At 54.3% G+C, this 20,933-nt stretch carries 19 protein-coding genes; 10 read left to right on the top strand and 9 right to left on the bottom strand.

The features are described 5' to 3' along the window. Positions 1 to 2 precede the first annotated feature (2 nt). Genes VGM48_RS06230 through VGM48_RS06220 form a run of 3 tightly spaced genes read right to left on the bottom strand, consistent with a single transcriptional unit; the run spans position 3 to position 2,714 of the window. On the bottom strand, positions 3 to 1,115 hold the full coding sequence (locus VGM48_RS06230) for a glycosyltransferase (RefSeq protein ID WP_331577139.1): 1,113 nt from the start codon (positions 1,113 to 1,115) through the stop codon (positions 3 to 5). Then, on the bottom strand, positions 1,112 to 2,140 hold the full coding sequence (locus VGM48_RS06225) for a Gfo/Idh/MocA family oxidoreductase (RefSeq protein WP_331577137.1): 1,029 nt from the start codon (positions 2,138 to 2,140) through the stop codon (positions 1,112 to 1,114). Before VGM48_RS06225 ends, VGM48_RS06230 begins: the two co-directional genes overlap by 4 nt. Next, positions 2,133 to 2,714, bottom strand: a complete 582-nt coding sequence (locus VGM48_RS06220; RefSeq protein ID WP_331577135.1) for an acyltransferase — start codon at positions 2,712 to 2,714, stop codon at positions 2,133 to 2,135. Before VGM48_RS06220 ends, VGM48_RS06225 begins: the two co-directional genes overlap by 8 nt. Positions 2,715 to 2,878: 164 nt before the next feature. Here VGM48_RS06220 and rpsO point away from each other — a divergent pair, with 164 nt between their 5' ends. The 6 genes from rpsO (at position 2,879) to VGM48_RS06190 (ending at position 8,482) form a co-directional block, all read left to right on the top strand. Then, entirely contained in the window at positions 2,879 to 3,151 is a 273-nt protein-coding gene (gene rpsO, locus VGM48_RS06215; protein ID WP_331577133.1) for a 30S ribosomal protein S15, read from the top strand. Positions 3,152 to 3,327: 176 nt separating this feature from the next. Beyond that, a complete protein-coding gene (gene pnp / locus VGM48_RS06210; protein WP_331577131.1) occupies positions 3,328 to 5,499 on the top strand; it encodes a polyribonucleotide nucleotidyltransferase in 2,172 nt (723 codons plus the stop codon). Between the two features lie 54 nt (positions 5,500 to 5,553). Continuing rightward, positions 5,554 to 6,366: a 50S ribosomal protein L11 methyltransferase gene (gene prmA / locus VGM48_RS06205; RefSeq protein ID WP_331577129.1), complete on the top strand. Its 813-nt coding sequence runs from the start codon at positions 5,554 to 5,556 to the stop codon at positions 6,364 to 6,366. Between the two features lie 97 nt (positions 6,367 to 6,463). Next, a complete protein-coding gene (gene plsY, locus VGM48_RS06200; protein WP_331577127.1) occupies positions 6,464 to 7,120 on the top strand; it encodes a glycerol-3-phosphate 1-O-acyltransferase PlsY in 657 nt (218 codons plus the stop codon). 131 nt (positions 7,121 to 7,251) lie between these two features. After that, positions 7,252 to 7,749, top strand: a complete 498-nt coding sequence (locus tag VGM48_RS06195) for a hypothetical protein (protein WP_331577125.1) — start codon at positions 7,252 to 7,254, stop codon at positions 7,747 to 7,749. A gap of 160 nt (positions 7,750 to 7,909) precedes the next feature. Further along, positions 7,910 to 8,482 (top strand): DinB family protein, encoded by a 573-nt coding sequence (locus VGM48_RS06190; protein WP_331577123.1) that lies wholly within the window; start codon positions 7,910 to 7,912, stop codon positions 8,480 to 8,482. Positions 8,483 to 8,518: 36 nt separating this feature from the next. Here VGM48_RS06190 and dnaG read toward each other — a convergent pair whose 3' ends face one another. Then, positions 8,519 to 10,468 carry a DNA primase gene (dnaG, locus tag VGM48_RS06185; RefSeq protein ID WP_331577121.1) on the bottom strand — a complete coding sequence of 650 codons (1,950 nt, stop codon included), beginning with the start codon at positions 10,466 to 10,468 and terminating at the stop codon, positions 8,519 to 8,521. 133 nt (positions 10,469 to 10,601) lie between these two features. Here dnaG and VGM48_RS06180 point away from each other — a divergent pair, with 133 nt between their 5' ends. After that, positions 10,602 to 11,315 carry a hypothetical protein gene (locus VGM48_RS06180; protein WP_331577119.1) on the top strand — a complete coding sequence of 238 codons (714 nt, stop codon included), beginning with the start codon at positions 10,602 to 10,604 and terminating at the stop codon, positions 11,313 to 11,315. Here VGM48_RS06180 and VGM48_RS06175 read toward each other — a convergent pair. From VGM48_RS06175 to VGM48_RS06165, 3 genes are all read right to left on the bottom strand, one after another. Continuing rightward, the gene (locus VGM48_RS06175) at positions 11,294 to 11,563 is read right to left on the bottom strand and encodes a hypothetical protein (protein WP_331577117.1); all 270 of its coding nucleotides are present in this window, start codon (positions 11,561 to 11,563) and stop codon (positions 11,294 to 11,296) included. The genes VGM48_RS06180 and VGM48_RS06175 overlap by 22 nt on opposite strands. 376 nt (positions 11,564 to 11,939) lie before the next feature. Further along, a complete protein-coding gene (locus tag VGM48_RS06170) occupies positions 11,940 to 12,257 on the bottom strand; it encodes a hypothetical protein (protein ID WP_331577115.1) in 318 nt (105 codons plus the stop codon). A 149-nt stretch (positions 12,258 to 12,406) separates the two neighbouring features. Next, positions 12,407 to 13,840: an ATP-binding cassette domain-containing protein gene (locus tag VGM48_RS06165; protein ID WP_331577113.1), complete on the bottom strand. Its 1,434-nt coding sequence runs from the start codon at positions 13,838 to 13,840 to the stop codon at positions 12,407 to 12,409. Between the two features lie 134 nt (positions 13,841 to 13,974). Here VGM48_RS06165 and VGM48_RS06160 point away from each other — a divergent pair, with 134 nt between their 5' ends. The 3 genes from VGM48_RS06160 to VGM48_RS06150 are packed head-to-tail and all read left to right on the top strand — an operon-like array spanning position 13,975 to position 19,265. Then, positions 13,975 to 15,867 carry a DNA topoisomerase IV subunit B gene (locus VGM48_RS06160; protein WP_331577111.1) on the top strand — a complete coding sequence of 631 codons (1,893 nt, stop codon included), beginning with the start codon at positions 13,975 to 13,977 and terminating at the stop codon, positions 15,865 to 15,867. 4 nt (positions 15,868 to 15,871) lie between these two features. Then, complete coding sequence (locus tag VGM48_RS06155) at positions 15,872 to 16,732, top strand: DUF1835 domain-containing protein (protein ID WP_331577109.1); 861 nt, start codon at positions 15,872 to 15,874, stop codon at positions 16,730 to 16,732. 10 nt (positions 16,733 to 16,742) lie between these two features. Next, positions 16,743 to 19,265 (top strand): DNA gyrase/topoisomerase IV subunit A, encoded by a 2,523-nt coding sequence (locus VGM48_RS06150; protein WP_331577107.1) that lies wholly within the window; start codon positions 16,743 to 16,745, stop codon positions 19,263 to 19,265. A gap of 46 nt (positions 19,266 to 19,311) precedes the next feature. Here the strand turns inward: VGM48_RS06150 and VGM48_RS06145 are convergent, their stop codons facing one another. Both VGM48_RS06145 and smpB read right to left on the bottom strand, forming a co-directional pair. Continuing rightward, positions 19,312 to 20,382, bottom strand: coding sequence for a hypothetical protein (locus VGM48_RS06145; protein WP_331577105.1), 1,071 nt, complete (start codon positions 20,380 to 20,382; stop codon positions 19,312 to 19,314). A gap of 94 nt (positions 20,383 to 20,476) precedes the next feature. After that, positions 20,477 to 20,929: an SsrA-binding protein SmpB gene (smpB, locus tag VGM48_RS06140; RefSeq protein WP_331577103.1), complete on the bottom strand. Its 453-nt coding sequence runs from the start codon at positions 20,927 to 20,929 to the stop codon at positions 20,477 to 20,479. Positions 20,930 to 20,933 lie beyond the last annotated feature (4 nt).

Below are 20,933 nucleotides of genomic sequence, written 5' to 3'. Positions count from 1 at the left end.
TTCTATTTGAAAATTTCCCGGTAAATGCGGATCAGCACTTTTTCTTCTTCCTGCCAGTTATAGCGAAGCCTGACCGCGTTGCAGTTTTCTACTAACGTCAGATACAGCCCGGTATTATCCAGTAGGTTATTCAATGCTTCCGCTATCTCCCCGATGCCGGGCTCGTCAATAAGAACAGCGACTTGCCCTAAATTGTTTATTTCCCGGTAAGCGGGGTAATTCACAGCCAGTTGGGGGATCCCAGCGTGGATATAGTCGAAAAAGCGGTTGGCAAGGGAATAGTAATTGCTGATCCCGCGACGGTCGAACAGGGTGATGCCGGCGTAGGCTGCGCGGGTGATCGTCCGAAGCTCGTCGGGCCGGATCTTGCCTTTAAAGATCACCTTTTGTTCCAGACCGTGTTCCGCTACGAGACTTTTGGCCCGGCTCATGAAGTTGCCGTCACCGCAGATAAGCAGCGGGGCATTTACCGAACGCATGGCGGGGATGAGCATCTCGAAGCAACGGCCTTCATTCACCGCACCCTGGTAGAGGAGAAAGCGGCCGGCGGGCAGCGAAGGGTCTGCGGGTGGCGGAGCCGGCGGGTCGGGGAGAAGCGGCGGCATATTGCGGATCACGGCGTAATCCACGCCGTACATTTTGTGAAATTCGGCCGCGATCAGCCCGTTGACGGTATAACCATGATGAAACCGGGGGACGCAAAGCCGCTCGACTTTTTTCCACACTTTATAAACAAAGGGCCGGGTCACCACTTCCTGCATTTCACAGAACAGCTCGTGCGCGTCATAGATCCGCCGGATGCGCCGGAAGCGTGAGACGAGATATACCGGCAGGATGGTGTCGAGATCGATGGCGCAGATGCCGTCCGCCTTTTGGAATAGCAGGTAGAAGAAGAGCCGCAGGTTGTATTCGAGATAGAATCGTTTGCCCTGCCGGGACCAGGTGTTGAGCCGGTGCTGGCGGAACGGCCGCCCGGTGAGGGCCGGAGAGTCGCGATGCGCTTTGCCGACCAGGGTAACGTCATAACCCGCGGCGGCCAGGGAGGTGCAGATGCGGATCATGCGCTGGTCGAAGACGAGGTCGTTCGTTACGGTGAAGAAGAGTCGTGCGTTCATAGGTGGGAAGAGGGGTTGGCGGAGAGGATCCTTTCGATAAAGGCGACGGTCCGCGCGGCTTCGGCAGCGGAGGGAAGATCGGCAGGCTCGCCGTTGAGCGCCCGGACCAATTGATCATAGACCTTATCGTGGTTGCTCATGCTGCCCTGGTAGAAACCGTATTCGTTGGCGGGGCGGGCGAGGGGCAGGGCGGGGGTGTCCATTCCTGCCACGCGGAAATAGTCCAGTTCGTTGAGGTATTGGCCGCCGATGCGAACCGTTCCCTTTTCACCAAGCAGGAGAAAAGAGCCTTCCATATTGGCGTTCCAGGCGCCGACGGTATACTGCAGTGTGCCGATGGACCCGTTGCTGAGCCGGAGGATCGCCACGCCGGTATCTTCCTGGTCGATGATGCCGCGAAGCCCATAGTTCCGGTGAAAGGAATGCACATCGGCAATGTCGCCCAGCAGCCAGACCAGCAGATCGACAAAATGGGAGAACTGCGTGAAGAGGATGCCGCCATCCTTTTCCCGGCGGCCATGCCAGTCGCTTTGTTGATAATAAGCGGGCGGGCGGTGCCAGATGGCATTCACCTGGAAGGAATGGATATTGCCGAGCCGGCGGTCCTTCAGCAGGTCATGAAGCAGCCGGACGGGTGGGTTGAAGCGGTTTTGTTTTACTACCCAGAGATGTCTGGTCGTGCGCCGGGAGGCGGCGATCATGGCGGTTGCCTCGCGGGTCGTCAGGCACATGGGTTTTTCACAAAGGACGTGGGCGCCGCCTTCGAGGGCCTGGATGCTTTGCGGGGCATGCAGGTAGTTGGGCGTGCAGATAGCAACCAGCTGCGGCTTTTCGGCGGCCAGCAGCGTTTCGAGAGAAGGGTAGGCGCGGGCGTTCCATTGTTGGGCGAGGCGCTGGGCCTTTTCCGGAACGATATCCGCCACCGCTGTGAGGAGTCCGCAACGGGCCATCTGCCGGGCATGGCGTTCGCCGATATGTCCGGCGCCGACCAACGCAAACCGAATAGGTGAGACGGGGTTACTCACGGGGCGGGGTCTTTATTAGCTGACCGTTTTGCAATTGATACACCTGGCCGCTTTCGCGGCAAATGCCCCTGCCGGTGGCATCCAGCAGGAGGGGGTGGCCATATTCGCTGACCCAGCCGGTCTGCCGGGCGGGGTTGCCCGTGAAGAGGCTGTAGGGTGGGGCAGGATGGGTGAGGACGGCTCCCGCGCCGATAAAAGCATAGGCGCCGATGCTGTTTCCGCAGATGATGGTGGCGTTGGCGCCGATGGTGGCCCCTTTGCCGACGGGGGTGTCGCGAAACTGATGCTTGCGGGGGATGGCGGCGCGCGGGTTGATAACGTTGGTGAACACCGCCGAGGGACCGATAAAGACCTCGTCCTCGCAGCGGACGCCGGGATAGAGGGAGACGTTGTTCTGAACTTTTACCCCGCGGCCGAGGGCTACCCCGTCGCCCACCATGACATTCTGCCCGATGATGCAGTCCTCGCCAATGGCGGCTCCGGCAAAGACATGGGAAAAATGCCAGATCTTTGTGCCGCTGCCGATCGTAGCGCCGGGATCGATGACCGCCGTAGGATGGGCGTAATAGTTCATAATGCGGCCAATATTAGCTAATTAAGGGGATATACGCACGATAATTATGCTATTTTTAGCGCTAATTTTGAATATTTTAGAAATATTCCCTTAATTTTGCACCCTAATATAATTCAGATAATTAACGTGGGCCATCCGGGTCCGCAGCCGAAAATCAAATTGAGATGCCTTATTTGACAAAAGAGAAAAAAGCCAATTTTTTTAGTGAATTCGGTGGTAAAGCCGCCAACACCGGTTCCATCGAGGGCCAGATCGCATTGCTGACAGAGCGGATCAACCGCATTTCCGAGCACTTGCAAGCGAACAAGAAAGACTTCTCTACCCATCGCGGTCTGATGCAATTGGTTGGTAAGAGAAAACGCCTCCTTACCTACATGAGCAAGACCAACCTCCAGGGTTATCGCCAGCTGATCGAAAAACTCGGACTCAGAAAATAAATTCATTATGAATATATAGACAATTCCCAACTGACCAAGCCGGTTGGGAATCGTTTTTTTACATTCAGAAGGATACTGTCGCGTTTACTTTCATTTTCATTTTTTAACACAGAATTGCGGTTTAGCTCTCCGTTCCTGCCTTAGTAAGCCGTCGATTCAACAAAGACGAAAAGCTCATGCTTTCACAACCTATTAGTGTAACGTTTGATATCGGTGGGGGCCGGATGGTCTCTATCGAGACCGGTAAGCTCGCGCGTCAGGCGGATGGCGCTGTTACCGTACGCCAGGGTAATTGTATCATCCTGGCCACTGTTGTTGCCAATAAAGAAGCCAAAGAGGGACAGGAGTTTTTTCCGCTGTCCGTAGATTATCAGGAAAAATTCGCATCAGCCGGTCGTATACCCGGCTCATTTTTTAAACGGGAGGCCCGGCTCAACGACTACGAGATCCTCACGAGCCGCCTGATCGACCGCGCCCTGCGGCCGCTTTTCCCGGAAGATTATTTTTGTGAGGTACAGGTATTGCTGAGCCTTGTTTCCAGCGACTATGAAGTAATGCCCGATTCACTGGCCTGTCTGGCCGCTTCCGCGGCGCTTGCCGTTTCCGATATTCCCATCAAGGAGATCATCAGCGAAGTGCGCATCGGCCGGGTCGACGGTCAGTACATCGTCAACCCCAGCCGTACCGAACTGGAGAAGTCCGATCTGGAATTCATGATCGCCGCTACGCATAAGAACCTGATGATGGTTGAAGGGCAGGCGAAGGAGTGTGGCGAAGAAGACCTGGTGAAGGCCCTCGAGGTGGCGCACGACGCGATCCGCATCCATATCAAGGCGCAGGAAGAACTGCGTTCCAAGGCCGGTGTTACGGGCAAACGGGATTACAAGAAACCGGAACATAAGGAAGAGCTGCAGCAGAAAGTGAGTGCTTTTACGACGGACCGGATCAAACAGATCGCAGGTGCGGGCAGCAGCAAGCATGAGCGCAGCGACGCCTTTGATAAACTGAAAGAAGACCTGATCGCGAGCCTTGGAGAAGACGTGGAGGATAGCGACAAGAAGTTCGCCAAAAAATACTACGCCGATCTCCAATGGGAGCTGGTCCGGGATATGATCCTGGACGCCCGCACCCGCCTGGATGGCCGGAGTCTGGACCAGGTGCGTCCACTGGCGATGGAAGTCGATCCGCTGCCTACGCCGCACGGCTCTGCGCTGTTCACCCGCGGGGAAACGCAGTCGTTGACCACGGTTACGCTGGGTACTCCGCTGGATGAAGTGTTGGTGGAAAGTGCTGCCAAATCCTACGATTCGAAGTTTTTCCTTCATTATAATTTCCCGCCCTTCAGCACCGGTGAGGTGAAGATGATGCGCGGGCAGAGCCGCCGGGAAGTTGGACACGGCAACCTGGCGATGCGCAGTCTGAAGCAGATGATGCCGGGTTCGGATTATCCTTACACCGTTCGCGTGGTGAGTGATATCCTCGAGTCTAACGGTTCGTCTTCGATGGCTACCGTTTGTGCGGGCAGCCTGGCGCTGATGGATGCCGGGGTTCCTTTCCCCAAGCATGTCAGCGGCGTGGCGATGGGTCTGATCACCCGGGCCGACGGCAAGTATGCGATCCTGACGGATATCCTCGGTGACGAAGATCATCTGGGGGATATGGACTTCAAGGTTACCGGCACCCGGGAAGGGATCTGCGGGGTACAGATGGATATCAAGGTCGATGGGCTGAGCATGAACGTCATGCGCGAAGCCCTGGAGCAGGCCCGGAAAGGCCGGCTGCATATCCTCGACGCAATGTATGACACCATGCCTGCCTCCCGGCCGGAAGTGAAGCCACATGCACCGCGGATGGTGAAGATCTTTATCGACAAGGAATTCATCGGCGCCGTAATCGGACCACAAGGGAAGATCATCCAGGAGATCCAGCGTGAGACGGGTGCGACGATCAACCTGGAAGAAGTTGGCAATTTTGGCGAGGTGAGCATATTCAGTCCCGCGAAAGAAGGGTTGGACAAGGCCGTAAACTGGATCAAGAGCATCGTGGCGCAGCCGGAAGTCGGCTCTGTTTACGAAGCCAAGGTCAAGTCGGTGATGCCGTATGGCGCTTTTGTAGAGTTCCTGCCCGGAAAGCAAGGTCTGCTGCACATCAGCGAGGTCTCACACAAACGGCTGGAGACGATGGAAGGCGTTCTGAAGGAAGGCGATATGGTCAAGGTAAAACTGATCGGGCTCGATCAGAAGACCGGGAAGTTCAAGCTGAGTCGCAAGGTGCTGATGCCCAAACCCGAGGGCGCCGCTGCACCGCGTGGAGGTTCCGGTGGCGGACGTTCGGACGAGCAGGAATAAATTCCAATTGTAAATTAAATAGTGGTCTGCGGCTTACCCCGCAGACTTTTTTTTATGGTAGTAGAAATATCGATAGAAACATTAGAATGGCAGGAGGTGCTTATTGCGCTGCTGGCGGAGCTGGGCTATGATGGATTCGAACAGGAAGATGCCCTGTTGCGGGCCTATGTCCCCGAGCAGGGTTTTGACCGGGAGGCACTGGAAAGGCTGCTGGGGCAGTTTGACCTGCGTTATGCCGAACAACGGCTGGCGGAACGCAACTGGAATGAGGAATGGGAGAAGAATTTTCAGCCGGTGGTGGTGGATGATTTTTGCGCGATCCGGGCGCATTTTCATGCCCCGGTCACGGGAGTGGAGCAGGAGCTTGTCATTACCCCCAAAATGAGCTTTGGCACCGGGCATCATGCGACGACGTTTATGATGATCCGGGCGATGCGGGAGCTGGACCTCCGGGGAAAACGGGTGCTGGATTTCGGTACGGGTACGGGGGTGCTGGCCATCCTGGCCGAGCGGCTGGGAGCGGCCGAAGTAGTCGCCATCGACAATGATGACTGGTCGATTGCCAATGCTCAGGAAAATATTGAGATGAACGACTGTAATAGGTTGAAAATCTGTAAGAAAGACAGCCTAATTGAGCTTTCAGAGACTTTTGATGTGATCCTGGCGAATATAAACAAACACGTAATTCTCACGGAGATGCGGGCGATGGAGCAACATTTGGAGAAGGGGGGCGTTATATTATTGAGCGGCCTCCTTGAAGATGACTATAAAGACATTGAAAATGAGGCCTTTGAAACCAAATTACCAATATCCGTACGGATGACAAGAGGAAACTGGATCTGCCTGAGAATGGAAAAATTGTCCTGACTAAGTTAAAAAAAGATGAATTTATGTAGCAGGGGGTGAACGGGGCGCAGTTCTTTTTTCGTTATATTTGTTATCCAACTTTAACTCAACCATTCGAATGAAGGAGGCTTTACTCATTCTATCGGCGTATCTGATAGGTTCTATTCCTACTGCTATCTGGGTCAGCCGATCGTTCTTTGGGATTGATATCCGGGAATACGGGAGCGGCAATGCCGGGGCAACCAATACGTTCCGGGTGCTGGGTTCTCGCTGGGGTTGTTTTGTGATGGGGGTAGATGTGCTGAAAGGGGTTGTCGCCACCAGCCTTTATATTCTTGTTCCTTACTATTTACATGATGAAGCCGACCGGACCAACTTTATGGTCGGGCTGGGTCTTGCGGCCGTCGTAGGCCATATTTTCCCCATCTGGGCCGAGTTTCGCGGCGGGAAGGGGGTTGCCACGTTGTTTGGGATGATCATCGCGATCCAGCCGCTGGCTGCCGTCCTTTGCGTAGCCGTTTTCCTCCTGGTGCTGTATCTTACCCGTTTTGTCTCTCTCAGCAGCATCCTGGCTTCCGTGGCCTTTGCTGTTCTCATCTTATACATTTTTGACGAACGAGAAACCCTTTACCGGGGCTTTGCTATTGCCGTAGCCCTTCTTGTCGTCCTTACCCACCAGAAGAATATCACCCGCCTGCTCAGAGGGAGTGAGAACAAGGTCCCGATCCTCAAGTACCGCGACCGGCGCCGGCACCGCAGGACCACGGAGAAGTGATCAGCGGAAGATCGTATACCCCAGGACGCAATAATTCACGTTTCGTGACCAAATAAATCGCTACTTTTGCCATCCCGCGAGCCTAGCGCGGTGGGTCTATCACATCACAGAAAACTTAAACAAGTCCAGAAATGTCCCAAACTTTACTGGAGAAACTACAACTGACCGATGAAAGAAACCTGTTGATACAGGGGCTTCCTTCTTCCATCGAAAAGCAATTCATTAAGTTAGCCTTTGCCAAGAATCTGACTCCCTTGCTAAAGAGCAAGAAGATCGATTTCGCGCTCATTTTTGCGATCAACGAGCGGCAGCTGAAGGGGATCGTAGAGGAGGTGCTGCCGGCGCTGCAGGCCGATGGCAAGTTCTGGGTGGCTTATCCCAAGCCGGGGTCGAAGATTGCGACCACGCTTACCCGGCAATGCAGCTGGGGCTGTATCACGGGGGCCGGCTATGAGATAGTCCGGGATGTGGCGATCGACCATGTCTGGACGGCCGTGCGCTTCAAGAAGGCGGTCCCGCCGGTTAGCTTCCGTGCTCCGTTGCGTGAGAACGTGCTGGAGGAAGCCGGAGCCGAACGGGTGACTGCCCGGAAGGCCACGAGTCGCAGCCGTCGCGTGGCGAATGTCTGACCGGTTGTTATTGCCTGCACAAGGAGTGCAGGGAGCCGTTTTTTTCCCGATGCGCTCTCACGGTCAATGGGTATATTTTCCTCCGAAATTAAGTAGCCCGAAGGGGTTCGCGTATCTTTAGCGGTACATAACGATATGCTATTACCTTACCCCTTTTCCCATGGCAACCTTTAGCAGACAAGGTCTGGTCGCCGAACTATTGGACAGGACGGAACTGCTGAAAGCCAGTACAAAGCCCTTTCTTCGCCTTACGGACGAACAGCTGATCTCCCGTCCTGCTCCGGGCAAATGGTGCATTGCCGAGGTGTACAGCCATCTTAATCTATCCATGGATCAACACATCCGCAAGATTCTGTCGCGGATAGCGCTTGCGCCGGATCATCCCGTCGACAAGTACCGCAGCGGGTGGCTGGGGGATTGGCTTTACGAGCGGATCATGCCGCGGCCGGATGGCAGCGTTTTTAAATTAAAGGCATTACCGGCCCATTCCCCCGAAGCGGGGACCCTGGATGCCCGGGAGGAACTGGAGGCGTTTCAACGCCACTGTGACGCGCTGGACGACATTCTGCGGCATGTTTCCACCAAGGACCTGCGGAGGATCCGCATTCCCTTTTCGCTGAATGGGCTTATCCGGCTGAGGCTGGGGGATCTGCTGCGTTTCCTGGTGGCGCATAGTGAACGGCATTTGCTGCAGGCACAAAGGATCGCAAAAGCGCCGGTGGCGCAGGTTTGACGTAGCCGCGGCGACCCGGGGAGTCCGGTGCGTCCGTCATTTGAAGATGACGGTTCCCAGGCCCTGGATCAGGGCGATCTCCATTTCTTTGAGGTGCTTATGGGTCTGGAGGAGTACCATCATCTCCTCGTCGGTATGCGGCTTACCCAGGTCGGCCTGGTTCTCTTCCATGAGCCGGTAGATCTTCCGCAGCTTTAGATAGCGCATGGTCGAATCGACGTCTTCCTTATAGAGATCGTCGGGGGTGGCGATCTTTCCTTCATAGTGTTCTTTCCAGTTAGGGCTGATCTCCAGGTGGACATCGAGCACGGAAACGGCGAGGGTGCTTAACTCCTGGTCTTCGTGATAGAGGAAGCTCTTCGACGTGGGTTCGAGTCCCTGCTGATACCAGTTTTTGAAGAGATGGAGGATGGTGAGAAGCCGTTTGTTGTCGATGAGATCGGCCAGCTCGGCGGATTCGGCGAGGACATAATCGGCCACGAGGGTTTCGTCGTCCCAGGTGCGAAGCCCATATTCGAGCAGCACGCGGATCATTCCGCGTTCGTTCTGTTCGTGGCGAAAGAGCAGGTTGATCGAGTCTTCGTCGGGTGGGATGAGGGAGCCGGTCTCGTCGGGCGCAATGCCATCGGCCCCGGCATTGGCACTGGCGGCGGCCTTGTTCTCCAGTTTGGCGATGCGTTCCCGGATATACTTGTTGACCAGGGTGTGAAGGCCGGATTCTTCAATATGGAGGATCTCGGCGGATTGACGGATGTAGTCCTGTTGCCGGGTGAAGTCTTCGGCCTTGTTGATGCGGGCGATGGTTTCGGCCACCTGGTTGACGACGGCTGCTTTCTTGTTGGAATCGTTTGCCGCATCCTTCAGCGCGACCTCCAGCTGGAAAAGAACAAAATCCTTTTTATTGGCGGCGATGAATTCCCGGAACGCGGTAGCGCCGATGCGGCGGACATAGCTGTCGGGGTCTTCCTTATCGGGGATGAGGACGAGTTTTACGTCGAGCCCTTCTTCGAGGGCCATGTCGAGGCCGCGAAGCGCTGCTTTTACGCCGGCGCTGTCCCCGTCGTAGATGATCGTGAGGTGATGGGTGTATTTGCGAATGAGCCTTAGCTGATCGATCGTGAGACTCGTGCCGCCGCTGGCTACGACATTTTCTATCCCTGCCTGGTGCAGGGAGATGACATCGGTGTATCCCTCCACCAGGAGACATTCGTCGGCTTTGTCGATGGCCTGCCGGGCCTGATACGAGCCATAAAGGATCTTGCTCTTTACATAGAGCTCGTTCTCCGGCGTGTTGATGTATTTGGGTGCGCGGTCATTGCTGCGAATGATGCGGGCGCCGAATCCGATGACCTTGCCGGTTTGGTTGTGAATGGGGAAGATGATCCGGCCGCGATAATTGTCGATCATCTTTTCTTCCCGCTGGACGACGAGGCCGGTCTTGAGCAGGTATTCCGGATTGTATTGGGCGGCGAGGGCGGCACGGGCGAAGACATCGCGTCCGTCGGGGCAGTATCCCAATTGGAACCGGCGCATGATCTCTTCGTTGAACCCGCGTTCTTTCAGGTAGCTGAGGCCGATGTCCTGACCTTCTTCCGTGGTGAAGAGCGTCTCCGAAAAAAATTTCTGTGCAAACGCATTGATGATAAAAAGGCTGTCCGCCACCTGCTGCTGCTCGCGGGCTTCCGGACTGAGCTCTTTTTCTTCTATCTCCACGTTATAGCGGGCGGCCAGCCATCGCAGAGCCTCGACATAAGAATATTTCTCATGCTCCATGAGAAAAGAGATGGTATTGCCGCTGCGGCCGCAGCCGAAGCACTTATAGATCTCTTTTGCGGGAGAGACGGTGAATGAGGGAGACTTCTCGTTATGAAAGGGACAGAGACCAAGATAATTGGTGCCCCGCCGTTTCAGCTTCACAAAGCCGCCGACGATCTCGATAATATCGATCCGGCTGAGAATCTGTTGTATGGTTTGTTGGGAGATCATCCGGGAACCTGAAAGTAAACCGTAAAAATACCGTAAAATATGTACAAAAATGAGTGCTTTTACCTATAATAAAATATTCTTATTTTGTGTTTTAGATAGGGCATAGCCCTACAAAAAATTAAACGTACATCCTTTGAAAACCGGAGTCAATACACTACTCTTCGCTGTGGTCTCCAATCTGGCGATTATCCTTTGCTTTGTTCCTTTTCTGTTTCTGGGTATAAAGAAAATGCGGCGGGTGAACACCTACTGGGTCATCGGTATCTACTGGCTTTTTAACGGGATCATCAATCTCCCGGCGGCGGGGCTGCTTCATTCGGCCGGCGGCCGCGGGCTTCTTCAGCGGATAAACTATTGCTATACGTTTACGGAAACACCGATGGTGTTGCTGGCTTTTGCATTTGCGAGCACGGGGCGGTTGAGAAAGCAACTGCTTTGGATGATGCTGGCGTTTATCGCCGGCGAATCGGTGCTGCTGGCGTGGCGCGGGTATAATTTCCAGTCCTGTGCGGTGATCACCGGCGCAGGGCTGCTGCTGATCCTGGCCTACAGCGTCGCGGGTCTATGGCAATACCTGACAAAAATGGAGCATAACCGGTTCGAGGACTCGATGGTGTTTGTCTATGCCAGCCTGCTATTCGGTTATGGGAGTTTTCTGATCATCTATATCTTCGCGCATTACCGCTCCACGTCGGGCGGGGCTACTTATAATGAGGCAGACAGCTTCTTGCTGTATTATATCAGCCTTCTGCTGTCTGCTTCGGTAACTTCTACCGGATTGGGGAGCTATGGGCTCCGGAGAAAACGGGTCAGGAGACCCCTGGTCTATTCCTCGTCTTCCTCATAGTTGTAGGTGTCCTGGCTATCATTATAGATCGATTCCCAGGTCTTCACTTTGTCATCTCCCAGCAATTCAAGGATATCGAAGATGGGATCCGATTTCTTCTTCCATATCGTCTCGGTCGAATCGGCATATTTGGAAACGTACATACAATGATCCGTTTCCATGTTCACTTTGATCAGGCCAACAGGTCCTTCCTCTTTTTCCTGGATCAGATAATAGCATCCTTTTTCCAACAGCGCATACGAATACATACGTCACCTTTTTTTAAATAAGACAAATAACGATTAAGATTGAGAACAGAACTAATGGGGTAGTAAGTAGGTCCGATACGATCGGATAGTACTGAGGTGGGTTAGTAGATATTCCGCAGCAACGATACAAAGGTACGGATTTTGGCTTTCCCGGCGGCTATCTTTCCCGCTCCCGGCGGACGTTCACATAAGAATAATTTCAATATATTGATTATCAAATAGTTGAATTTTGGCTGGCGGCTGGAAATACAAAAGCCATCCCGTATCCGGGATGGCTTCCCCCGGATTACGGCGGTGCCGCAATGCAGGGTCCTTGACCACTTATCCTACAGCTTCTTAGGATCCGCCGGGGGCGGATCGACCGAAGGTCCGACCTTTATTTGTCCAGCTTTATCTCCCCGACATCGGCGGCCTGGCCGTCATTGACCATGATGCCGTCTTTTGCGATGTTGCGGTAAGGAGGTTTTGCTTCGATGATGATCTTATAGGCCCCTGGCTTTACGTCGGCGATCTCGTAAGTACCGTTGACGATGGGTGCCCGGAGAGTGTCGGTCGCGGATTCGGCCCAGGCGCGGACGCCTCCCTCGGCGGGGCTGACCGTGCCTTTGATCGAACCAACCCGAAGGTGGGTGAAGGCGAACAGACCGGCGACGAGAACAGTCGTGCCGATCAATCTGAGTACTGTGAATTCCATAAACGTAGATTTTTCTGTGAACAATACTTCTACGCATCGGGGGAACAGGTGCTACCGATCATTTTACAAGTACTGTGCCATAAACGATATGTTAAAGCCCGGAAAGCCGCGCCAGATGGGGAAATTGTTCTACACGGAACGAATTTCGGTTATGCGTTTACGGTAGCTCCCTTCTCCAGTCGGAGAAAGTGGTTGATACAGCCCGGCAGTTCCCTGCTGTAGTGGCTGACGTAGATCAGTGTGGTGCCGAAGGCCTCGCAAAGGGCGGTGATGAGGGTGCGGAAGCGTTCCGTCTGGCCGTCGTCGAGACCCTGGCAGGGTTCGTCGAGGATGAGCATCGGCGGATTCTTGATCAGGGCCCGGGCCAGGAGGATCATGCGCTGCTGGCCGGTGGACAGCTGAACGAGCCGCCGGCTGCGGAGGTCCCAGAGGGAAAGAAGCTGCATCCAGAGCTGGACGAGGGTTTCCTGTTCTTCGTTCAGCGTGCGGAAGAGGCCCACCGTATCGAAAAGGCCGGAGGCGACGACATCGTGTCCCGTCGCACCGGTGTCGAAATAAAGATGGAGCTCGGGCGAGACGAAGCCGATGCGTTTTTTTATATCCCAGATAGACTCGCCGGTGCCGCGGCGCCGGTCGAAGAGCCAGATCTCGTTGGCATAGGCCTGGGGGTTGTCGGCGGTGATGAGGCTGAGCAGGGTGGATTTGCCGGCGCCGTTGGGGCCGGAGACGTTCCAGCATTCGCCCTTTTTCACTTCCCATTGGATATTGTCGAGGATCGTGGCTTCGCCATAGCGGATGGTGGTATTGACCATCTTTACGGCGGTATGGAAGGAGGCTCCGGCGTTGTCCTGCGCTTCCTGTTTCAGGCGGGCGAGGATCGTGGCGTCGAGTGCCGGGACAGTGGCTTCCGGAGCCGGTTGGAATTGAGACCTGGGTCCCTGAAAGGTCCATTTGCCCGCCTCGAGCCGGGCGATATGGGTGATGGAATCGGGGATCTCCTGGGCGCTGGTGATGAGGAGCAGCTGGATATTCTTCGCGGCCAGTCCGTTGATGATGGAATGGAGGGTGGCGCGGCCTTCCGCGTCGAGGCCGAGAAAGGGATTATCGAGGATCAGGAGCTCGGGACTCTGGAGCATGGCCATCGCCAGTTGGGTGCGTTTGTTCTCGCCGTTGGAGAGCTGGATCAGGGGTTTGCCCAGCAGCTGACGGACATGCAGGGAGTCGAGCCATGGCGTTTCTGATCCGTCCCAGCCGGCATCCGCCAGCTCCTGGGCCACGGTGATCGTCTGGTCGGCGTCGGAGGCGTTGAAGCGTTGCTGGTAATAGAGTTCTGTCGATCCGGGCCGGTTTCGGAACCGGTGCTGCTGTTCGATGATGCTGATCCGCCGGGTGGCGGTGGTGATCGTCCCGGTATAGAAATGGGTGCCGATGAGGGTATGGGCCAATACGGTCTTGCCGCTGCCGGAGGGGCCGGTGACCGCCCATTGCTCGCCGCGATGGATGGTCCAGTCGAGGTCTTCCAGCAGGCGGGTGGCGCCGAGATGTACGGAAACTCCTTTGAGAGTCAGGAAAATAGCTGCCATTGTGCGAATGTAAGACAGCCACGCCGAAAATTAGTTGTCAAGGAAATATCCACAGGTGAGGAAATTGAAATAATCGGAAGAAGCGTTCGTTTGATTATATTGCGCCCTTCGAGGAAAGCCCAATTGATCGTATTATGGCAGAAAAAAATAATTTGTTTGAGTACAACGACGACAGCGTCAGGACTTTGGATTGGAAGGAACATATCCGGCTCCGGCCGGGGATGTATATCGGGAAACTGGGTGATGGGAGCAGTCCGGATGACGGGATTTATGTCCTGGTGAAGGAAGTGATCGACAACTGTATCGATGAGCATACCATGGGCTATGGCAAGCAGGTGGATGTCTCCATCGAGAACAAGACCGTCACGATCCGCGACTATGGCCGGGGCATTCCCCTGGGCAAGGTGGTGGATGTCGTGAGCAAGATCAATACCGGTGCAAAGTATGATAGCAAGGCCTTTCAGAAATCGGTGGGATTGAACGGGGTGGGTACCAAGGCCGTGAATGCGTTGAGCAGTTACTTCAAGGTGACCGCCTTCCGGGAGGGCAAGGAGAAGTCGGCTGAATTTGCCAAGGGGGTCCTGACCAGGGATCATAAGGAGGCCAAGACCTCGGAGTCCAACGGCACGCTGGTGAGCTTTATCCCCGACGACAGTGTTTTTAAGAACTTTCATTTCCTGAATGAATATGTGGACAACCAGTTTTGGAACTATTGTTATCTGAACGCCGGGCTGGTGATCAATTTCAACGGGAAGAAATATGTGTCGAAGAACGGCCTGCTCGATCTGCTGCAACGCCGCACCAACGAGGACGAACTGCGCTATCCCATCGTTCATCTCAAAGGGGAGGATATCGAAGTGGCCCTTACGCATAATAATGATTACGGCGAGGAGATCTTCAGCTTTGTCAACGGGCAGTATACCACCCAGGGCGGAACCCATCAGCAGGCCTTCCGCGAGGCTTTTGTCAAGGTGATCCGGGATTTTTACAAGAAGGATTATGACGCGGCCGATATCCGGCAGAGCATTGCCGCGGCCGTCAGCATCCGGGTCGTGGAGCCGGTGTTCGAATCCCAGACAAAGACCAAGCTGGGCAGTCTTAACGTGGCCGAGGGCGGGGCGACGATGAAGAACTTCGTCAACGACTTCCTGGCCAGGGAACTGGATAACTATCTTCATAAGAATCCTGCTACTGCCGACGCGCTGAAGAAGCGCATCGAACAGAGCGAACGCGAGCGAAAGGAACTGGCGGGCATTAAAAAGCTGGCCAACGAACGGGCTAAGAAGGCCAACCTGCACAACAAGAAGCTGCGCGATTGCCGCTTTCACTATAACGATGAGCCCACGGGAAAGGATAAGGAAGCGATCCTCGAGAAACAGAAGGAGAGCACCATTTTTATCACCGAAGGGGACTCGGCAAGCGGCAGTATCACAAAGGCCCGGGATGTGGAGCGGCAGGCCGTTTTCAGTCTGCGGGGCAAGCCCCTCAACTGTTTCGGGCTGACGAAGAAGGTGGTGTATGAGAATGAGGAGTTCAATCTGTTGCAGCATGCGTTGAATATAGAGGACGGGATCGAAGGGCTGCGGTATAACAATATTGTCATCGCCACCGATGCGGACGTCGACGGGATGCATATCCGGTTGTTGCTGATGACGTTTTTTCTGCAGTTTTTCCCCGACCTGGTGAAGAACGGGCATGTCTATATTCTCGAGACGCCCCTGTTCCGGGTGCGGAACAAACAGGAGACGCATTATTGTTATGACGAGGCCGAGAAGCAGGCGGCTGTAAAGAAACTGGGGAACAAGCCGGAGATTACGCGGTTTAAGGGGTTGGGAGAGATCTCGCCGGATGAGTTTGCCCGGTTTATCGGGGCCGATATGCGTAAGCAGCCGGTGATGGTGATGCAGGACACGCATATCCAGCAGATATTGGAGTATTATATGGGAAAAAATACACCGGAGCGTCAGGATTTCATTATCAAGAATCTAAAGGTGGAATTGGATCTGGTGGATGAAGTAAAAGCATAATGTTATGATCCATATCGTTTTTCAGTATAATGACATCGAGGTATTGAAGAAGGCCTTTGAACTGGAACCTTCGTTCCAGGGGGAAGTGCTCGAGATACAGGATGATTTTGCGGTGGGGCCGCTGACGGACGTTTATACGGCCGAGGGGTGGGAAGCGAGGAAGCAGTGGTGGCGAGAGATCCTTGCCGGCGGGGATTATCAGGGCAAGGTGGATGACGGCAGTGTCGGGGATGATGTCGCCAAAGTGGCGGCGCTGCGGCAGCGGCTGACCGGGGATGAGAAAGAGATCCTGTGGGTCTGGGCTGCCCAGAATAAGCATGACGTAAGCGGTTATTACTGGCTGATGTCGCAGCTTAAGGAGTTTCAGGGCAGGGTTTTTATCCTGTATCTGAACAATCTTCCTTTTATCAATGAGAAGGGGCTGATCTTCTATCCCGAGAATCTCTCCAGTATTCCGCCGCGGGAATTTCTCAAGGCGCGGAAGCTGGCGCGGCCGATCACGCTCAGTGAGTTCGAGATCGACCCGGATGAGTGGAATAAGCTTTGCCAGGAGGGCAGGGGAGTGCGGATCCTGGAAGGGGGCAAGAAGCTGTCTCAGCATGACTATACGTATTATGATGAGGAGTTGCGGAAGTTTATCACGGGGGATTGGATAAAGGTGAGCAAGCTGATCAGCCAGTTTCTGAACAAGGCGAAACAGACCACGGGGGATGCGTACCTGCTGTGGCGGATCAAGCAATTGGTGGCGGCCGGGGAACTGGATGCACAGGGAGAATTGAAGGGGATGAAGGATTTTGAGGTCCGGGGGAAGGCAGCGGCTGCGGCGATGCCGCCGGTAGTTGAACAATCGGCCACGGAAAAATGACAATTGAATTATGGCGAAGAGCAAAATACCAGATGATTTTCACGAGAATGAGGGCGGTGTCACCGGTCAGTATAAGAATTGGTTTCTTGATTATGCCTCCTATGTGATCCTGGAGCGGGCGGTGCCGGCCATCGAGGACGGGTTGAAGCCCGTGCAACGGCGGATCCTGCATGCGATGAAGGAAATGGATGACGGCCGGTTCAACAAGGTGGCCAATATCATCGGTCAGAGCATGCAGTACCATCCGCATGGGGATGCAAGTATCGGCGAGGCCCTTGTTAATATGGGTCAGAAAGACTTGCTTATCGAAACCCAGGGCAACTGGGGGGACGTCCGGACCGGGGATGATGCCGCGGCGTCGCGGTATATCGAAGCGCGCCTGAGCAAGTTCGCGCTGGAGGTCGCTTTCAATGCCAAGACCACGGAATGGCAGCTGAGTTATGACGGGAGGAAGAACGAGCCCGTGACCCTGCCGATGAAATTCCCGTTGCTGCTGGCGCAGGGCGCCGAAGGCATTGCGGTGGGATTGGCGACAAAGATATTACCGCATAATTTCTGTGAGCTGTGCGAAGCTGCGATGAAACATCTAAAGGGTAAGAAGTTTGAGCTCTACCCGGATTTTCTCACGGGCGGCATGATCGATACGACCAACTACAATGACGGGAAACGCGGCGGAAAGGTGCGCGTCCGTACCCATATCGAGGAAATGGACAAGAAGACGCTGCTGGTAAAGGACGTTCCGTATGGCGTGACGACGACCCAGCTGATCGATTCGATCCTGAAAGCCAACGATCAGGGCAAGATCAAGGTCCGCAAGGTGACGGATAATACGGCCGCGGATGTCGAGATCCAGATCGATCTGGCGCCCGGCATCTCGCCCGATATCACGATCGACGCACTTTATGCGTTTACCGACTGCGAGGTAAGCATTTCGCCCAACGCCTGTGTCATCATCGACAAGAAGCCGACCTTCCTTGGCGCCAAAGAATTGCTCACGGTCTCGGTGGATCTCACCAAGGACCTGCTGAAGCGGGAGCTCGAGATCAAGCTGGCCGAACTGCAGGAGAAATGGCATTATACCTCACTGGAGAAGATCTTCTTCGAAGAAAAGATCTATAAGGAACTGGAGAAGAAACACGAGACCTGGGAGAAGGTATTGCTGGCGATCGCCAAGGCCTTCGAGCCGTTTCGCAAGCAGCTGAAGCGGGATATCAGCCGGGAGGATATCGTGAAGCTGACCGAGAAACCGGTAAGACGGATCTACCGGTTGGACATCGAAGAACTGAATGCACAGATCAGGGGACTGGAAGCCGAGATCAAGCAGGTGAAACATGACCTCAACAACCTGGTCGATTTTGCCGTGGCCTATTATGAGAACCTGTTGAAGAAATACGGCAAGGGAAGGGAGCGGAAGACGGAGATGCGGCCGTTCGAAGCGATCCAGGCGCAGCAGGTGGCCATCGCCAATGTCAAGCTGTATGTAAACCGCCAGGAAGGCTTTATCGGCACGGGGCTGAAGAAGGATGAGTTTGTGACCGATTGTTCCGATCTCGACGATGTCATCGCGTTTACGAAGGGCGGAAAGATGAAGGTGGTAAAAGTGGCAGACAAGGCGTTTATCGGTAAAGACATCCTCCATATCGCCGTCTTCCGGAAGAACGACGAGCGAACCACGTACAATATGATCTATGTAGACGGCAAGAGCGGGGTCAGCTATGCCAAGCGGTTCAATGTCACGGGCGTCACCCGGGACAAGGAATATGATCTGGGAAAAGAAGACCCAAAGAGCAAAGTGCATTATTTCTCTGCCAATCCCAACGGTGAGGCGGAGGTGGTGCGGGTGATCCTCAGCCCGGCTTCGACGGCGAGGCACAAGGAATTCGATTTCTATTTCGAGGAGCTGGAGATCAAGAACCGGAGTTCGCTGGGCAACCAGGTGACGAAATATCCGATCCGCACGGTGAAGTTTAAGGAGAAAGGCAAGTCGACACTTAGCGGCCGGAAGCTTTGGTTCGATCCGACCTTTGGGCGGTTGAACACGGAGGAGAAGGGGGAATACCTGGGGATGTTCGAAACCGAAGAGCGGTTGCTGGTAATCTATAACGACGGCAATTATGAATTAACCGATACGGAACTCACCCAGCGTTTCGATGCCGATAAGATCATCGAAATCCGAAAATTCGACCCCGAGAAGATCATCACGGCTATCTACCTCGACAACGAGAAGCTGCAATACAATGTGAAACGGTTTAAGATTGAGACCACGACTTTACGTAATAAGTTCCTTTTTGTTAAGGAAGGAGAGGGTAACCGGCTGGATCTGGTGACCCTGCATCCGGAACCGGTCGTGCTGATCAAATCCGGCAGGGGGGCGCAGGCCAGGACGCAGAAGATCAAGATCGCCGGTTTTGTGGAGGTGATGGGCTGGAAGGCGGTGGGCAGCAAGCTGTTCGATTTCAGTAAGAGCGTGGAGTTTGAATGGGGACATAAGGAGGAAGCGAAGGAAGTGCCGCCACAGCAGGAATTATTTTAACTCGTAATAGATAAAGGAAAGGCCCCGGTGATCGGGGCCTTTTTATTTATTTCTGTTGTTGAGTGGCGGCGAGGGAGGATTTTGGCTTTTTGCGTTTGACCTGGATGGTCGCGTTCTCGGACAGGCTGCTGCTCATAAACACCTCGTAGCGATTCTTCCCGTCGGTGAGGACCATGAGGGCGGTGTTTGGGGGGATGCGGCCCAGGTTTTCGGCAAACATACTGATCTCGTTGATATCTTTTGTGCTGTCCAGTTTGAGAAAGAGGTTGAATGCTCTTGCCGAGAGGCCCTGGTGGGTGAGGGTGATATTCTTGTTCACGAAGACCGAAATGCTGTCGCCGTCGATCTCGCCATTGTCATAGAAGCTAAGCCGGAGCGAATCGGATTCGACCTCGAGGACGCGATTGACGACGGGTTTGCGTTTGGTGAAGGACTCTTCTATTTTCTTATTTTCTTCTTTTACGGGATCCACCGGCGGCGGAGCTACGGCAACCGGAGCCGAGGCCTGGGCAGTGTCGGCGGTGGGTTTCGCTTCAACCGGTGCGGGCAGGGAGGTGGTGGCCGGCTGTGCGGTTGGTGCTGCGGTGATCGCGTCGACGACCAGGTCGTCCGGCTGGGGTTTCCAGATGCGGGCATTGGCCAAGCTCACCTGTATTGTACTATCTGTTTGATTATCAGCTTTATCCAGGACATAGTTCACTTTTATATTCGGGCAGGTATAGCGGTATTTGGCATCGGCGTAGAGCGCCCCCTTGACGGTGCTGCCGGCGCGGGAGTGGATCAGGACGCCTTTGAAGTTGGTGTTGCAGTCGACGCTGTAGAGGGTGGAGGTGGAGGCGTAAAAGATGACGGGGATATTCAGGATCGTGATCTCCCGGGTCTTTGGGTTGAAGCGGCCGTGGATGAAGAAACTTTGGTATTTGTCGCGGAAGTAGTAGCCGAAGATACCTTCCACGCGGTTGCCTTTTTGTTTGATGACGAGTTCTGTGAGATAATTATTATGGACGCCTGCCATGTCAACGTCGGCATGGCCATACCAGGACCCGGAAACGGTTTGGGCGGACAGGGCGCCATGCATCATGGCGAAGAGGGCACATATGTACAGTATTTTTTGCATCGGGTAGTGAGGTATTGACCCCTTAAGACGATATGGCAGAAATTTTCGTGCCAACAAACGTTTCGCGAATAAGAGTAACGGCCCCGAGAGGGTTTTATTGCCGGTTGAGATAGCGTTTTATCTCCTTTTGGGTGTCGCGTTGTTTGATGGTCTCCCGCTTGTCGTATTCCTTTTTGCCTTTTCCGAGGCCGATCTCGAGCTTGGCGTATCCTTTTTCATTGAAATAAATGCGTAGCGGGACGATGGTATAGCCTTTTTCCTTGATCTTATTCTCCATCTTGCGCAGTTCGCGTTTGGTGAGGAGGAGCTTGCGGTCGTGGACGGCGAGATGATTGTTGGTGGTGCCGAAACGGTATTCGGCGATGTGCATGTTCCGGACCCAGAGTTCTCCCTGGAAGAAGATGCAGAAGCTGTCGACGAAGTTGACTTTGCCGTCGCGGATGGACTTGACCTCCGTTCCGACCAATACCATTCCCGCATCGTATTTGTCTTCGATGAAATAGTCGTGATAGGCCGATCTGTTCTTTATTTCTGTACTGGAAGCCATGGGT

The sequence above is a fragment of the Puia sp. genome (genome assembly GCF_036500295.1).
Lineage (GTDB): Bacteria > Bacteroidota > Bacteroidia > Chitinophagales > Chitinophagaceae > Puia.
This window is presented reverse-complemented; position numbering and strand designations above follow the sequence as displayed.